General features: G+C 41.2%; 13 protein-coding genes (1 of these 13 cut by a window edge). 7 read left to right on the forward strand and 6 right to left on the reverse strand.

All coding sequences use genetic code 11. From position 1 onward, the window contains the following. Positions 1-348 carry the final stretch of a lipoprotein LipL41 gene (locus tag FHG67_RS17645; protein WP_004498623.1) on the forward strand. It extends 720 nt beyond the left edge of the window, so the window shows 348 of its 1,068 coding nt (coding positions 721-1,068); the start codon falls outside the window, past its left edge; its stop codon occupies positions 346-348. After that, positions 329-709: a LipL41-expression chaperone Lep gene (gene lep / locus FHG67_RS17650; RefSeq protein ID WP_061218888.1), complete on the forward strand. Its 381-nt coding sequence runs from the start codon at positions 329-331 to the stop codon at positions 707-709. The genes FHG67_RS17645 and lep overlap by 20 nt, the downstream gene beginning before the upstream one ends. Before the next feature lie 259 nt (positions 710-968). Here lep and ftsZ read toward each other — a convergent pair whose 3' ends face one another. Genes ftsZ through FHG67_RS17665 form a run of 3 tightly spaced genes read right to left on the reverse strand, consistent with a single transcriptional unit; the run spans position 969 to position 4,185 of the window. Next, positions 969-2,177, reverse strand: a complete 1,209-nt coding sequence (gene ftsZ / locus FHG67_RS17655) for a cell division protein FtsZ (protein WP_002626749.1) — start codon at positions 2,175-2,177, stop codon at positions 969-971. 27 nt (positions 2,178-2,204) lie between these two features. Beyond that, entirely contained in the window at positions 2,205-3,434 is a 1,230-nt protein-coding gene (gene ftsA / locus FHG67_RS17660) for a cell division protein FtsA (protein ID WP_004498633.1), read from the reverse strand. Between the two features lies 1 nt (position 3,435). Then, a complete protein-coding gene (locus FHG67_RS17665) occupies positions 3,436-4,185 on the reverse strand; it encodes a cell division protein FtsQ/DivIB (RefSeq protein ID WP_026054174.1) in 750 nt (249 codons plus the stop codon). Between the two features lie 448 nt (positions 4,186-4,633). Here FHG67_RS17665 and FHG67_RS17670 point away from each other — a divergent pair, with 448 nt between their 5' ends. Then, a complete protein-coding gene (locus FHG67_RS17670; protein WP_004501098.1) occupies positions 4,634-5,434 on the forward strand; it encodes an MlaD family protein in 801 nt (266 codons plus the stop codon). 646 nt (positions 5,435-6,080) lie between these two features. On the opposite strand, the gene FHG67_RS17680 is transcribed toward FHG67_RS17670, so the two are convergent. Together FHG67_RS17680 and FHG67_RS17685 are read right to left on the reverse strand one after the other, a co-directional pair. Beyond that, a complete protein-coding gene (locus FHG67_RS17680) occupies positions 6,081-6,974 on the reverse strand; it encodes a DMT family transporter (protein ID WP_016758298.1) in 894 nt (297 codons plus the stop codon). Next, entirely contained in the window at positions 6,974-8,500 is a 1,527-nt protein-coding gene (locus FHG67_RS17685) for a M14 family zinc carboxypeptidase (protein WP_004498625.1), read from the reverse strand. The genes FHG67_RS17680 and FHG67_RS17685 overlap by 1 nt, the downstream gene beginning before the upstream one ends. Positions 8,501-8,649: 149 nt before the next feature. Here FHG67_RS17685 and FHG67_RS17690 point away from each other — a divergent pair, with 149 nt between their 5' ends. Continuing rightward, positions 8,650-9,531 (forward strand): formylglycine-generating enzyme family protein, encoded by an 882-nt coding sequence (locus FHG67_RS17690; RefSeq protein ID WP_004502372.1) that lies wholly within the window; start codon positions 8,650-8,652, stop codon positions 9,529-9,531. 1 nt (position 9,532) lies between these two features. Next, positions 9,533-10,636, forward strand: coding sequence for an LIC_10091 family lipoprotein (locus FHG67_RS17695; protein ID WP_004502359.1), 1,104 nt, complete (start codon positions 9,533-9,535; stop codon positions 10,634-10,636). 393 nt (positions 10,637-11,029) lie between these two features. Here FHG67_RS17695 and FHG67_RS17700 read toward each other — a convergent pair. Then, positions 11,030-12,102, reverse strand: a protein-coding gene (locus FHG67_RS17700; RefSeq protein WP_250185454.1) for an IS3 family transposase whose coding sequence is annotated in 2 segments (ribosomal slippage) — positions 11,030-11,865 and positions 11,865-12,102 — 1,074 coding nt in all. Because the reading frame shifts where the segments join, the coding sequence is not laid out codon by codon here. 512 nt (positions 12,103-12,614) lie between these two features. Here FHG67_RS17700 and FHG67_RS17710 point away from each other — a divergent pair. Both FHG67_RS17710 and FHG67_RS17715 read left to right on the forward strand, forming a co-directional pair. Continuing rightward, a complete protein-coding gene (locus tag FHG67_RS17710; RefSeq protein WP_004498618.1) occupies positions 12,615-13,538 on the forward strand; it encodes a hypothetical protein in 924 nt (307 codons plus the stop codon). Positions 13,539-13,661: 123 nt separating this feature from the next. Further along, complete coding sequence (locus FHG67_RS17715) at positions 13,662-15,731, forward strand: NAD(P)-binding protein (protein WP_142499868.1); 2,070 nt, start codon at positions 13,662-13,664, stop codon at positions 15,729-15,731. Positions 15,732-15,757 lie beyond the last annotated feature (26 nt).

Here is a 15,757-nt window from a genome sequence, read left to right on the forward strand (position 1 = left end):
AGACTTTCTCCGATCGTTAAAACGGAAAAAATTAAAGTTTTCGTAAAAGACGAAGATGAGGAAGTAAAAGAACTCCTCCAAGAAGGTTACGAAGAAATCGTAGGAGAAACTCCAAGTTTCAAAAAAGCGAAAGAAGCTTGGGAAAAAGCGGATAAAAAAGCGAAAGGACAGTCCTGGGGAGCGAAAGCAAATCTAGCTACTTACTACTTTTCTATCGGCGATTTCGAAAAATCGATTAAGCTCTACGAAGAAGCTATGAAACTCAAAGATGCCGATAAAAGTTATCTGAGAGAACTTAGAAAAAGAGTAGAGGCTACGTTCGCAGTTGATGAGAGTAACGCGAAGTAATCCGATTCCTTTGAAATTGCAGAATTGTATGGAAAGCGGGCGAAAGTCCGCTTTTCTTATTTCTATTTTCACTTTTTCGATCGTATTTCTTATCGATTGCAGAAAAACCCCGAACGAAGAGGAATGTGTGGAAAATCAGATGCACAATGTAAAGTTGATCGCACAAGCCTCCGAAGACGAAATCCCGCCCACAATGCAACAGATTATGCTCAAACAGATTCTTCAACCGGATATGTCTCGGGCAATCGTACTCCGTTGCATGTCCGAAAAAACTTTAAAACAGGTCCAATGCGAACTGGAAAAGGAAAAGTTTAAGGATTTAAAAGAATGTAAGAAATTCGGGAAAGAAGAATCGAAATAAGTCCGATTTCGTCGATATTTCAACGATACTTTTCGAAACCGCTAAATAGAAATTGAATCAACGAATAAAAAAGTATATTCTAATCTTCTAAATTTTCTGCTTTGGAACAATTTATCCAATATGCCAAGCGGAATCCGTAAACATTCTAGTTTCCTTTTACTCTGACTAAGCTTGTCCCAAAATCCGAAAAGAAAGCCGCGGGAGTTCCACATTGTACGGTTTTGGGATAACATTTATCAAAAAGGTTGAACTGCAAGAATCAAGATCCCGAATTGTTCCTTCTAAGATACGCCGGAATGTCGTAGTCGTCCACTTTCGGAGAAGAACCGTTCGAAGAACGAAGTCGTAAAGATCCAGGATTTCGATTCTGCTCTACGTTTTCATCCTGAAAGAATTCTTTTTTCTTCGTAGAAGAGTTTTCCATTCCCACCGCCTTCTTTTGAAGGCCGTAGTTTTCCTGAACTTTTGCAGCCGAATTCTGATTTTGGATGAGTTTTCCCGAAGAGGAACGCCTATCAAAACCGGTAGCGATTACGGTCACTCGAATTTTATTGGAAAGACTTTCATCTTCGTGAAGACCGACAATGATATTCGCGTTCGGATCCACTTGAGACGTGATGATTCCGGAAACCTCATTCCAATCGGAGATCGTAAGATCTTTTCCACCCGAAACGTTAATAAGAAGCGAAGAAGCCCCCGTAATCGAAGTCGAATCTAACAACGAATTATTGATCGCGTATTCAACGGCTTCTTTGACCTTTCCTTCTCCGCTTCCTTCGCCGACGCCCATAACGGCGTCGCCAGTGTCGCGCATGATCGTTTTCACGTCCGCAAAGTCTACATTGATAAGTCCCGGATTGTTGATAATATCGCTGATTCCTCTGACAGCATTGAGAAGAATATCGTCGATCACTTGAAACGCAAGATCGATCGGAGTGTTTTTATCCACGACTCTGAAAATGGAATCGTTGTTAATGAGGATTAAAGTATCAACGTGAGAACGAAGTTGTTCGATTCCTTTGCGAGCAAGCTCCATTCTTTTTTTACCCTCGAAGGAAAAAGGAAGAGTAACAACTCCTACCACGAGGCATTTCATTTCCTTGGCAATCTTTGCAATTACGGGAGCGGCTCCGGTTCCAGTCCCTCCTCCCATTCCGGCAGTGACAAAAACCATATCGGCTCCGCGGACTGAGGATTGTATTCTTTCCTTATCTTCTTCCGCCGCTCTGTAACCGAGTTCTGGATCACCGCCCGCTCCCATACCGCGAGTTACTTTTGTTCCTAAGATGATTTTATTTTCCACTGGGGAACGAAGTAAAACTTGTTCGTCGGTATTAAGAATCGTAAATTCAACCCCTTTTAAAGTAGAGTTAGACATTCTTGTCACTGCGTTCATTCCGCCGCCGCCGACTCCGAATACTTTGATCACCGCGGGGCTTGATTTTACTTCTTCCTCAAATCGGATCATATTTTGTTTTTCCTTTTGGAAGACGGATCAAAGATTGTCTTCAATCCATCTTCTGATTTTTTTAGACCAGCCTTCGGAACGGTCTACGGATTTCTGATCCATGTCCGTCATCCTATCAGCATATTTAATCATCCCGATCACCGTAGAAAATTCCGGAGAAGACGCTTTTTCAGCGAGTCCGCTGATTCCACCGGGTCTTGCTCTGGACACCGTTAGACGAAACACGTCTTCCGCAAGAGTGTCGATTCCCTCGAGCAGGCTCCCTCCTCCCGTGAGGATCACCCCACCCGCAAGTAGTCCTTTTTTTCCGGACTTTTCCAGTTCCTTATCGACCATCTCGAAGATTTCCCTCATTCTCGGTTCGATGATAGAAACAAGTTCCTCTCGAAGGACTTGCCTCGCGGGTCTTCCGCTGATCGGAGGAATTTCGATCGTTTCGGTAGGATCGATTTCGGACAGAACGGTATGTCCGTACCTTTTTTTTAGAAGTTCAGCGGTTTCTAAAGTGGTTTTAAGTCCGATGGAGATGTCGCTTGTAACGTTGATTCCTCCGAAAGGTATCACGCAAGAATAAGAAATCCCTCCATCCACATACACGATCAGATCGCAGATTCCGGCTCCTATATCCAGAACTGCGGTCCCCAAATCTTTTTCTCCCGAAGTCAAAACTGCCTCAGAGGACGCTAGGCTAGAAAGAATCATCGCCTCACAAGCGAGACCGGATGATTCAATACATTTTTCTAAATTATGAATCGCTGTTATTCCTGCCGTTACGATATGAACTTCCGCTTCTAGACGAACTCCTGTCATTCCGATCGGATCTCGAATACTTGTTTGATCATCCACGGAAAATTCTTTGGATAGTACGTGCAAGATCTGTTGATCCGCGGGGACCCGAATTGCCTGCGCCGCTTCGATTACTCTGACCACGTCCGGCTCCGTCACGGTCCTATCTCGATTTGTGATCGCAACGACCCCTTTGGAATTATCTGCTCTAACAGTCTTCCCGGTAATGTTAACCGCCATGACAGAAATTTCTTGACCGGACGTGAGTTCAGCTTCGCTGACCGCTTCTATGATGGAACGCGTAGTGGATTCTATGTTTATGATGGATCCGTTTTTGACTCCAGAGGAAGGATAAGCTCCGGTTCCGATGATTTCCACTTCATACTCAGAAATAGGTCGAGCCAATACCACCTTTGTCAAAGAAGTTCCAAGGTCCAGTGCAGCGATAATTTTATCTCTCGGTTCCGACATATCAGTGATAGACCGCGTCTTCTCCTCTGATATCCACAAGCTCGGATTGGATCCGATCTTTTTCAAAATATGCCAGTATAGCGTAGAGTTTTCTGATTTGGTCCCGATGAAGAAGAGTGCCGATTTGAATTCTCAATTGAATCGGTTCGTCCGCAAAGAAAAAAATTTCCCCGTCTTCTTGCAGTAGAACTTCGGAGATTCTCGGCTTTAAAGCGGGATATATTCGAAAAGCTTGTTCCACCGAATTGTAAAGATCGCGAAAGATAGCGTCTTGGATGGCTCCGTTTTTTACGGGAAAGTTTCCGGAAAGAATACAAAGATCCTTCTCACGAACATCGTCCTTAGAAAGAAGTCGTAATTCCGAATCGATCTCGTAAAGATGCCCGTTCGAATTTACGACGTATACGGCTTTTTTTTCCGTGAGTTCTATGAGTAATTGATCTTCCGACTTTTTAGTGATGCGGGCAGAATTGACTCTGGGAAGTCTGGAGAGTCTTTTTTCCAGAAGATCCAAGTCCAACGTATCAAAGGAGGTTCCGGGTTGAATTTCAAGCATTCTTACGATTTCTTCCGTTTTGAGCTTTTCATGCCCCGTAATAATTAACTTATTCAATTCTCGCGGTATCATCCCCTGATAACCAAACCCGAGCATGATTCCAACACTCAAAATTCCGATCAGGAGAGCCAAAAGGAGAATGTTTCTTCTTTTCTGCACAAATTCTCTTAGGAAGTCAATCAGATTATGTCTCATGGATACATTCTTCAGGGAAATTTCTTCCTTAGTTTCCATATCGGGTTTTGGAATCATTCTACATCTTGTTTTTTGATGTGGGAACTCCCCTATTTCAAACGACCAAGACAATATTACAATTTCATACTGATTCTAGCTTTAACCGCTTGAAGCGTAGGAACTTCTCCCGCAAATTACCTCTTCTTACGTTATTTTAAGGTCCCTAGAGACAAACTTTAAAATCAAAAAACGCCCTATTTTGATCTTACTAATCCCTATAAAAAATACCGTTCATTTGAACACAAATCCCGCGTTTAGACGCAGAATTTTGGACACTCTATTATGTAGGGATCAGTAAGCCAGCTTGGTAGGGAAAATAAACCCACTATGATTCTCTCTTTTTCAAAAAAAGAAATCGCGTCGGAACAACCGTCCTATAAAATCCGATCTTATTACAAATAGGCAACTCATGAATCTTTCCAAACATATAGCTATTTTGACAGGGATTATTTTCTTCTTAGGATTTTCCTTAGGGATCTATGTTTCCGTGGTTGAAAAGGCCGGAACTCAGGATGAATATCCATATACCATGAAAATTTATTATCCTCGTTTGGAAGGAATTCATCCGGGCGCACCGGTTCGAATTCTGGGAGTAGAAAAAGGAATTGTTCGCAGTTTGGACGCGGTTTCGATAGACGAGGTAGGAGACCAAAGATTCTTAAATAAGGATCAGACAAAAGCAATTGAGATCGTAATCCGACTCAAAGAGCCCGTCACGCTTTGGGACAACTATAAAATCACATTCCAAACAAATACGATCCTCTCTGGGAGAACGATCGACATCGATCCGGGTTCTTTCGAAAAAGAAGACACCACTTTTTTTCAACCCACCTACTTGGAAAAGGAACAAAGACCTCCGGATTTTTTACCTTCTGCGGATTATTTTGAAGATTTTTTCGCGGCTTCCACCGGAGTGATCCGAGAAAACCGGGAAGACATCCGTGTATCTTTTAATAATTTTTATGAAATTTCGGAAAAACTAAAATCGAACCGTGGGACGATTCCTCGGATTATCAACTCTCCGGAAACATACGACAATGTGATAGAACTTCTCTCCGATGCGAGAATTTTCGGAAACGATATGCGTCGCTACACGGAAGGATATCGCAAGCTGGAGCGTTCGGCTCCGACCCCATTTACAATCAATTTATACCGCAGAACCACATTAATCGGAAACGTAGGCAACAAATACTACTTTGGTAAATTATAATATAATAATTTAAACCGCCAGACTTCGTATTACTTTTAATCGGAAGCTATCTCAAAAATATCTGAGAGAGTTTGAAATCGGCGTTTTATTGATCTTATAAAATAGAATTCCGTTAATTTGAGCATACTACTCGGGCGCGTGAAAATGATACTCGAAAATAAGCGGCCGGTTTTGCAAAAGTCAGCGGTTCCCAAAAATTAAGTCAAATCGGGAAATCCCGACTTTTTAAAGGAATATTCCAATATTTTAATTTTCGAACTAAGTTTGTCATAGTATTCTATTCGTGCGTTCGAGTAGTAAATTCCGCGTTTAGACGCAGAATTTTGGACACTCTATTATATAAAGATGAGTAGGGTTTGTCCCAAAACCTCCAAAAATTTCTGGATCATTCTTTAGAAATTTTGTCCAATGTAAGAATTCTTACAAAAACCGTCGCATCGGGCATTTTCAAGCAATTCTAAAATCGTCTCAGTTTCTTAGGAGTTCCTATATTTAGAGGTTTTGGGACAAATTCTAAAGGTAAAATATTTTTGAAATAGGTTCACTTCTCCGATTTTATTCCATATTAAGAATTTCTAAACTCCGAAGAATCGAATGATTTTTCACAAAAAGAATCGCTCCTCATAGAAAAGCCAAAGCGATGAAATCAGAAATCGGCTTCTCGATCCTTTCCGATCAATTCCGCAAGAATCAATCCCGCAAAGACGATCGTACAACCCGCAATCCGAACGGGACCCGAAGTTTCACCTAATAATAAAAAGGCGATAATGGAAGAAAAAACAGGTTCCAAAGAAAAGATAATTCCCACACGAGTTGGTGACACATAACGTTGAAACTTTGTTTGCAAAAATGTGGTCAATACCGAGGCTAAAAGCGCATTGTACAACACCCCCGGAATCAATCTCATGCTCGGATTAATCCTCGCTTCCTCGATTCCGGTAAAATGAAGACCGATCACAGACACCAAAGCGAGAAAAGCAGCCACAAAGGACTGATAAAAAATGGAAACTCGAATCGGAATTTCGGCGCTCACACGATCCATTTGAATAATGTACAAAGAGAAAAAAAATGCGCCGCCAAGAGTAATCCAATCCCCGCTTGTGATCATCAAAGAACCTTCCATCCCGATTTCTCCCAAAAGGATCAGACAAATTCCAGTAAAAACCACGACAGCCCCCAAAAGATTTCCCTTTGCGGGCATTTTCCTTTTGAAAACCGCTTCCAGAAATGGCGTAATTACGACTAACGTTCCGATTAAAAAAGAGGATTTAGTCGCCGTCGTAGTTTTGAGTCCTAAGGTTTCACAAGCAAACCCGAGATACAAAAACATTCCGAGCCAAAACGCACTCGGGTACCAAACTTTACCGCTTCTAAATTCCTTCCAAACGAACGGAAAAAAAACGAAGCTTGCAATCCCAAAACGAAGACCCAAAAAGATGGAGGGGGAAGTGTCTCTGAGTCCGAAAACCGTCATGGTGAACGTTCCTCCCCAAATCAGCGTACAAAAGACAAGGTATATCTCGTTTCCGATGCGAAACATTAAATTCCACTTTTCTTAAGTATGATTTTTAGAGGTTTCCAACTTCGGCGAGGTCGGGACCAAATCTCCACGGCTTCGTAACCTTCTTTGGAAATTGTGATCTTCGTTTCCTTTCGATCGGGAAATAGCTGAAAGAAAAATCCGTTGATCGGATTGGAAACCCGAATTTCCTCATGAAAGTATTTTACTCTTTCAATTTCGACTTTCGCTTCGAGAGGTATTCCAAATTCGTCCGTAACTTTCAAGAAAATCTTTCTTCCTTCCAAGACTTCGTTTAACAAAATGTTCCAAGTTTCTCTCAAAGAAACATTCACCTTCTCCACTTCCCCATATGCGGGATTTAGATGCGTGGTTTCCAAAAGATACGCGAGTGTCCCATGAGTGAAGTATAAATAATCCTGATCCACCCCATCGATAGGATAAATATTTTTTTTCGCTTCGAATTCTTTTTCGGGATTGAGGCTTGCGACCGAAGCCGCGATCTTCCTCCCCAATTCCCCGGCCATGTCCGGTTCTGGATTGTTCAAGGAGTCGATTGAATAAGGAATTAACAGACAATTTGCATATGCGTGATAACTAATGGACGCAGCAAATCTTTCCCGATCGGCCAAATCCATCATCGCCTTTGTTTCTGGTTCCGATCCCGCTGAAGGCCCTCTATAAAAATAGTTGGAAGGATTCGAAGAAGAATAACCTCCTCCCGTTTTTCCCCAAAAGAAAGGATAGTTTCGGTTGATATCGACTCCCGGATTTAATTTTTCATTTACCGGACCGATTCCAGGATGACCATTCTTTCTTCCCATCAAATTGGACACATGCCAAAAGTGTCTGGCTCCGTCCGGATTAACAATCGGGACAACCCAGATCTTCATCTTATTTAGAATTTCCTCATATCTTTTAGGTTTGGATAAAACGGAATATATGATATCGTAACAGTGTTCGATCGAGATGACTTCGTTCGCGTGATGGGCGCAATTGAAAAGAACGGAGATCTTTTCCTCGTCGGACAGATTCGTGTTAGTAAGAAGCAATGCCGGAATCTCCCTGCCTCTTGCAGTTTTACCGATTACTTCCACGCGAGCTCGTTTGGGGTAACGACTTGCAACTCCGAGTAAATAATGAATATTTAATATATTATCCTTATATCCTTTTTTGAGATCCTCAAGATCGGTAAACCGTTCTTTGATAAGATCCTGATAATTTCCGGAATAGTATTTAAACGGAAAGTATTGTTTGACGACCGTAATTCCCGGAGACGGAAATCCGAATTTCTCGACGTCTTCCTTACTCATCACGGAATAATAAGAATCGGCCTCTTGATAACTGATGGCGTATTTTCCTTCGGTTTTTTCCTTAAATTCTCCTAGATACCCGGGATCGATCCGAACAAGGAGCATTTTTCTTGGATCATTTAACGGAGAATTCAGGATTTTTTTTCGAAAGAAACCTCCGCAGGAAACGATTACAAACAGACTCATACAAAAAAAAAGTATGACGCGAAATGGAAAGACGGAATACGGTTTCATTCTCTTTTAAGTATTAGAACTAATTTGTTCCGATCGTTTTAAGAATCCAGAGATTTTTTAAAATACTTGATTTGTTCGTTTCCTTTTTCAGTCTATCCTCATTCTAAAAGATTCTCCCTACTACGGAATCCTTTAGGATAGGAATCTTCATGAAATCGAAAATCCGAAATATCCTTCTGCTCGCAACGATTTCGACCGCCTGTTTGGAATGTACGTACAAATTGTTTGCGGACTCCCCTCCCTGCGGCGGAAAAGAAATCGCCGGAATGAAATGTATCGCTGCCGGAGAATTCATCCGAGGAAGCAACACGTACGACGCGGACGAGAGGCCGGAGGAGAAAGTTTATGTGAGTGACTTTTATATGGATATATACGAAGTCACGAACGAAGAATTTGACAAATGCAAAAACGCGGGCAAATGCCGAGAATGCCTAAAGACGGGTAAATGTAATTACATCGGACCACGTTATGGTAAACCCTACTTAAGTCCCAAACAACCCGCGGTAGGAATCAGTTGGTATACGGCAAAAGAATTCTGCGAATGGGCAGGCAAAAGACTTCCAACTGAAGCGGAATGGGAAAAAGCGGCCAGAGGGCCCGATGGAAATTTATATCCTTGGGGAAACGAACTCGCAACCTGCGAAAAAGCGATTATCGCAGTGGGAGATATCAAAGGATGCGTCGCTAAAAAAACGGAGAAACCACATCTTATGCCGACAGCCGACGTCGGAACAAAAGCCCCCGGGGTTTACGGTTTGTACGATATGGCCGGAAATTCATGGGAATGGACTGCGGATTGGTATTCCCCTTCTTTTAAAGCCTGCGGGGATGCGTGTAGAGGAAAGGACCCCAAAGGTCCTTGCGGTGGAAAAGAATCCTGTCCGGGTCACTCAAAGAAAGTTTTAAAAAGCGGTTCTTGGTGGTGGCCGGCAAATTATGCGAGGGGCTCCAAAAGGAGAGCCCACATTCCGGAGAACTTTCCGGAATACCATCATTTCGGCTTTCGTTGCGCTAAGGACGCAAACAATTAATATGATCAATAATTTTAAATTAGAAATTTATTTTATTCTTATGCTCTCAGCGTTTTGTTTTTCGTTTTGCTCAGGATCTAAGAAAACCGAAGAGAACCAAAATCGCCATTTAAGCGAACAAGATCTCGTTTCCAAACTCGGGATTTTTAAGGAGACTCCTCAAGAAATCCTCGTTCCTACAAAATGGGACGTGGGCGATACTACAGTTTCCAACGAAGATCGCTTGGATCTTCTCATTCCTCACGTTCAAAACATAGGAAACGCTTATGTTGGAGTCGGATCGGAACAAAATCTCACGATCGCGGCTTGGGCGAAATCGGATTTTATTTATCTTATGGACTTTACCCAGATAGTCGTTCACGCAAATACGATCACGATTTTTTTCCTTAAAAAAGGAGAAAAGAAGGAGGATTTTATCCACCTTTGGAGTAAAGAAGGCGAAAAGGAAGCTCTTGAGCTAATCCAGACCTCTTTCCCCGATCCGGAAGTCTACAAAAAAGTTTATAAACAAGCTTCTCCGTTTATTCGCAAACGTCATAGAACCAACTTGATGCTGGCCAAAAAATATAACTACAAGATGTTCCAAACCGACGAAGAACAATACTCTTACATCCGCAAATTGGCGATCGATGGAAGAATTTTCCCGGTTCGCGGAAATCTTCTCGGAAATATTACGTTAACCGGAATTGGAAACACTTTGAAAAAAGTAGGTCATAAAATCGGAGTTATTTATTTTAGCAACGCAGAAGAATATTTCTCTTATCCTCAAGAATTTAAGAATTCCATTCTCAATCTTCCGATCGAAGAAAATTCTCTTGTTGTGAGAACGATTTCCGTACGCAAAGATTTGTTCCCTTGGTCTCCCGGTTCCGAAATTTCCACGGACAGGGGATTCCACTACTGTGTTCAAAAAATTTCTAATTTTCAAAAATGGTTAACGAGTAACAAACCCGGGCTTCGCTCTTTACAAGTTATGGTAGAAGGCGGGACCGTCGACAGGAAGAACGGAATCACAGTCGTAGACAAGGAACCGGTCGTAACTCCTACACCGACCTTAACGACCACCCCATCAAACCAATTAAAAACCAATCAACTTACTCAATAAGAAGCGAATTCTGAAAACGGATTGAATAATTCGCTTTCAGAATCATCCGTATTTTTATACAAAATCTGTCCTACTCATCTCTACATGATAAAGTTCCCAAAATTCCGCCTCTAAACGGGAATTGCGCTAAAACTCACAACACTCTTTACGTAGCGGTCGCAGTATAAACACCTGCTGAACAATTGTAACTGATTTCCTTTTAGGTTTTTAGACAGCTTTACAGTCGATTTTTCAATTCCGATCCGCACTCTTCCTAATCCCAGGATGTGCCAACTTTATTCTTTGTAATAAGAAATTCGAACTTTAAGGCAACAAACAAAAAATCCCAAAAGATAAGTTTGTGAAAATGACATGCCCCCATTTTTAGTACCAGCGTAATGTGTGAAAATCCTCTTAAGCAGAGCGTCTTAAATATTCCTCCGGAGTTAATCCCCCGAGTGAGCTATGTGGCCTTTCTGAATTGTAGAAGATTCTCCACTCTTCGATGAGGCGCCGGGCTTCTTCGATATCTTTAAACCAATTTTCATTTAAACATTCGTTTCGCATTTTTCCGTTAAAGCTCTCGATGAAGGCATTTTCAGTAGGCTTGCCCGGTGTGATAAAATGAATATCGACTCTTTTTTCGAAAGCCCATCGTAAAAATGTTTTTGATGTGAATTCGGGACCATTATCCACAACAATTTGTTTTGGTAGACTACGGACTTCGGATACTTCATTCAAAATCCTTACTAATCTTTCTGAAGTAATTGAGAATTCCGCCTTCGTTACGACTGCGAATCGACCGAAGTCATCGATAATATTCAAAATTCTGAATCTTCTTCCCGAATAGAGCGAATCCGACATGAAATCCATTGACCATCTTTCCTCCGATTTCTTAGGAACAATCTTTGGAACAGTAGGCAATGACAGCCTCTTTCGTTTTCGCTTGATTCGGTATTTTAAGCCCAATTCGGAATACAGGCGATAGATTCGTTTATGATTTACATGCTCTCCTTGACGAATGAAAGAATGGATCTGCCTATATCCCGCTCTTCTATGTTTATACGCTAAAGAACGAATTCGATCCTTTAATTCCTTGTTTTTGTCTTGAAGTCCGCAACGATACCGAAAGACGGTTCTGGAAATTTGCAAGAGACGACAGGATTTTCGTTCTCCAAGTTTCGTTTTGATCAACATAACTGCCTCTCGTTTCTGCTCGCGGCTCACCACTTTTTTTCGAGTAACATCTTGATCGCTTCATTTTCTAAAGCTAATTCTGCATATAGTTTCTTTAGCTTACTGTTCTCTTCCTCTAAAGTCTTCATTCGCTTCAGATCGCTCAGTTCTAAACCTCCGTATTTCGAACGCCAACGGTAAAAAGTATTTCCGCTGATTCCATACTTACGACAAACATCAGAGGTCGATGCCCCTGATTCCGATTCCTTCAATATCTTGTGAATTTGATCTTCACTGAAACGTTTCTTCATATTTTCCTCCAAAATTATATGCTTTTCAGAGGATTTCAAACATTCTAATTGGTTCTAAATTCGGGGGCTAGGTCAAAAATTATTACAAATATTATAAAATTCTAATTATAAAATAAAACATCTTACAGCGCTTTTCCATTTGTAAAAATCCACTCGAATAAAATCCCCGTAGAAAAAAACTCACTTCCTAAGTAATTCCAAGTCTCCTTTTCTTCTCATTTAAACCGGATAAAGCCGATTTAAGAATGTATAACTTACTATTAAAATCCGGGCATAAAATACGTTTTTTGTTTTTAAATCAAAGCTTGAATCTAAAAAACAAACATCAGACGAAAGCAACGGAAGCTTTATTAAACCCTAAAGTAACAATCAGTCAGACACAAACCGCAACAAAATAAAAATTTAATAAGCGTTACCAATGCTTACGATTCATTTTACAGCAACACTATGATTTTATTATTTACAATATCTGAAAAATATATCAAACATTGAACGCCAAGACAGGAGCCGACATGACAGACTATATTGTTCGCGGAGGTGAACAGGAACTTCCCCCGCCTTACCAGATGAAACAAGTGGAATTTTACGCCTTTTGTATACAAGGAAATCAGAATGCGATTCAATTTATCGTAGATCGAGATTTAAACGATCCCGCAAGTGGTAAGACGCATTATTCCGCATTTACGGATACGTTATTTCTTGTATTTGCAAAACAGAAATATCTCGTTCCGGGCAACGATTGCGGCTGGGTGAAGGAAACAGACGTAGGTTTTTGGATTCCTCTTTTTGCAAAAGATCCGGTTCGAATTCGGTTTTATCAGCCTTATCTCTTCGTAGATATTCCTACCGCAATGGCCACGGGAAGGGAAATCTACGGTTTTCATAAAATTCAAGGTGAATTTCAAATACCTTCTCTTCAAGTTCCTCCAGAATACTTTTCCGTGGATGCGATCACTCCTCGCGGCAAAGACCGTCAGGCTATCTCTCAACGGATATTTACTCTTTCCTGTCCTCCGGAAGAAACTCACTCAAAGGAATCATTCGATGATTTGTCTAAGTTGGGAAATGAATTCGCTAAGATTCTCTTCGATGACCCTTTCAAGATCAAGATTCCGAGCGCTGGCTCGACAATCAATCTCTTGGAGCATTTATTTTTTCCCGAAGTTGGAATGGTCTTTTTAAAACAATTCAGAGATGCGGCCGATCCTAAATTAGCCTGTTATCAAGCAATCGTAGAGGCGAACAGCAACGTTACTCTCTTTCGTAAGGGCGGAATTTTAGAGGGGAATTACATTTTAGATATTTTAAGCAACGCGTATTTCCCTTTCATTTCCGACTTTGGCCTTAAAAGCACTTCCATCTCGATTCAATTTGGAATTTGGTGTGATTTTGATTTTGATTTTTCTCCCGGAAAAATCATTCATCAAAACGTATAAACCCGCTTCGGAAAGGAGAACCCACATATATAAAAACGTTGTCGAATTCGTTAATTCAAATTCAATCTTTAATATCAAAATTGAATATATTCTATAAATATAACTGACAGTAGGTGATATTTTATGAAGAACAAAAAAGAAAAAGTAATCATACTCGGAGGCGGTTTGAGTTCTCTCGTTACTGCATACGAAATCACTTCTAAACCCGATTGGCAGGAGAAATACGACATTACGATTTATCAATTAGGTTGGAGACTCGGCGGAAAAGGCGCAAGCGGTAGAAATCAGGACTTCTCCAATCGAATTGAAGAACACGGATTGCACATCTGGTTCGGATTTTACGATCACGCTTTTCAACTCATCAGAAAATGTTATCAAGAACTCGGAAGACCTCTCACCGATCCTTTGGCCACCTGGGAAGAAGCGTTTAAACCGGCGAACTTTTTCGTATTGGAGGAACAGATAAATGGAAGTTACCAGCCTTGGCCGATGCGATTTCCGATGAACAATCAAATCCCCGGAGATACAACCGAGCTTCCGGATCCTTCGGTTTATCCTTCGATGATTCTAAATTACGTGAACGAATATTATATAAGTCATCGAAAATCTATTTTTCAGGAAAACGAGCAAATTGACGATCAAAACATCTGGAAACTAATCTCGGAATGGATAGAAGACAAGGAAAGAGCCGACTTGGACACGATCGAGAAAGTCATTCTCGTTCTAAAAAATATTTCGGATAAACTAAACGATGATTTTGCTCGCGATCGATTTCTAAAAATCTTAGACCTATTCATTGATAATCTTTGGGAAAAAGTAGAGAAAAAGATCGAATCGAACACCGAGGTGAGAAGATTCTGGATCTTAACCGATTTCAGTCTCACCAATATCAAAGGAATGATCAAAGATAACCTTTTAGAAAAAGGTTTCGAAAGCATAGACGACTTCGATTATAGGGAATGGCTTAGACGTCACGGAGCAAACGAACTCACGATCAACTCCGCGATCGTACAAGCGATCTACGGTCTCGTATTCGGAGGAAAAGAGCAATACACTTTCGCCGCCGGAACGGCTCTTAAAGGAGCCTTAAGAATGGTCTTCACTTACAAAGGTGCGGTCGCTTATAGAATGCAAGCGGGAATGGGAGACGCAATTTTCGCCCCTCTGTATGAAATCCTGAAAAGGCGCGGAGTTCATATTAAATTCTTTCATCGAGTGAGGGAACTGATCCCCGGAAAATTAAACGGACAATCCTTGATTCAAACCGTAAAAATCGGCAAACAAGTGAACCTAAATAAGGATGAGTACGATCCTTTGATAAACGTAAAAGGACTTGCGTGTTGGCCGAGCGAACCTCTCTACGACCAGATCGTGGAAGGAGAAATATTAAAAAAATATCATATATGCTTGGAAGATTATTGGTCCACATGGCAGGATAAGGAAGAGATCATTCTCGAATACGGAAATGATTTCGATCGAATCGTATTCGGAATTTCCATTGGCGCAATTCCTTTCGTATGTCCGAAGATTTTAGAGGAAAGCTCAAAATGGAAACAAATGACGGAATCGATCACAACTTGTCTAACGGATGCGTTTCAACTTTGGATGTATCCCGATATCGCAGGTCTGGGATGGAAGTATTGGAAGAACGAACCTCCGGTGTTAGGATCTTACGTGGAGCCTTTCGACACTTGGTGTGACATGAGCCACCTCATCAATAGAGAGTCTTGGCCAGATTCTCTCTCGCCAAATCATATCGCCTATTTTTGCGGCCCTTCTCCCGTCGGAATAACGCCTAAGGATCCTTTGGTTGATCCGGATATACCGACTCAGATGAAAAAGTTAAAGGAAAGGATTGTGAAATTTCTAGAGCAAGACGTGCGCGTTCTTTGGCCGACTTCTACTATTCCTGGAAAAACTTCAGGGTTCAATTGGGATTTTCTATTGGATGCAAACAAAACGGAAAAAGGACCTCAAAGAATCGAATCCCAATATGTCCGTTTAAATATTCAACCCACCGAAAGATACGTTTTATCGGTAAAAGGTTCGACGAAATACAGGCTTTCGGCGGGAGATAACGGATACTCCAATCTTGTAATTACCGGAGATTGGATTCAAAATTCGGTGTTAAACGCAGGATGCGTGGAAAGTACAGTCGTAAGCGGTATCGAAGCGGCTCGGTGTTTTTCTTGAATTTTGGAAGTCGAATTTTTTCTTTT

The sequence above is a fragment of the Leptospira weilii genome (genome assembly GCF_006874765.1).
GTDB classification, from domain to species: Bacteria; Spirochaetota; Leptospiria; order Leptospirales; family Leptospiraceae; genus Leptospira; species Leptospira weilii.

Bases quoted from the DNA above. Each gene is read 5' to 3' on its own strand.
- FHG67_RS17685 (WP_004498625.1), bottom strand. From the start codon at position 8,500: ATGAAACCGTATTCCGTCTTTCCATTTCGCGTCATACTTTTTTTTTGT.
- FHG67_RS17690 (WP_004502372.1), top strand. From the start codon at position 8,650: ATGAAATCGAAAATCCGAAATATCCTTCTGCTCGCAACGATTTCGACC.
- FHG67_RS17670 (WP_004501098.1), top strand. From the start codon at position 4,634: ATGAATCTTTCCAAACATATAGCTATTTTGACAGGGATTATTTTCTTC.
- FHG67_RS17695 (WP_004502359.1), top strand. From the start codon at position 9,533: ATGATCAATAATTTTAAATTAGAAATTTATTTTATTCTTATGCTCTCA.
- FHG67_RS17665 (WP_026054174.1), bottom strand. From the start codon at position 4,185: ATGAGACATAATCTGATTGACTTCCTAAGAGAATTTGTGCAGAAAAGA.
- lep (WP_061218888.1), top strand. From the start codon at position 329: ATGAGAGTAACGCGAAGTAATCCGATTCCTTTGAAATTGCAGAATTGT.
- FHG67_RS17680 (WP_016758298.1), bottom strand. From the start codon at position 6,974: ATGTTTCGCATCGGAAACGAGATATACCTTGTCTTTTGTACGCTGATT.
- ftsZ (WP_002626749.1), bottom strand. From the start codon at position 2,177: ATGATCCGATTTGAGGAAGAAGTAAAATCAAGCCCCGCGGTGATCAAA.
- ftsA (WP_004498633.1), bottom strand. From the start codon at position 3,434: ATGTCGGAACCGAGAGATAAAATTATCGCTGCACTGGACCTTGGAACT.
- FHG67_RS17710 (WP_004498618.1), top strand. From the start codon at position 12,615: ATGACAGACTATATTGTTCGCGGAGGTGAACAGGAACTTCCCCCGCCT.
- FHG67_RS17715 (WP_142499868.1), top strand. From the start codon at position 13,662: ATGAAGAACAAAAAAGAAAAAGTAATCATACTCGGAGGCGGTTTGAGT.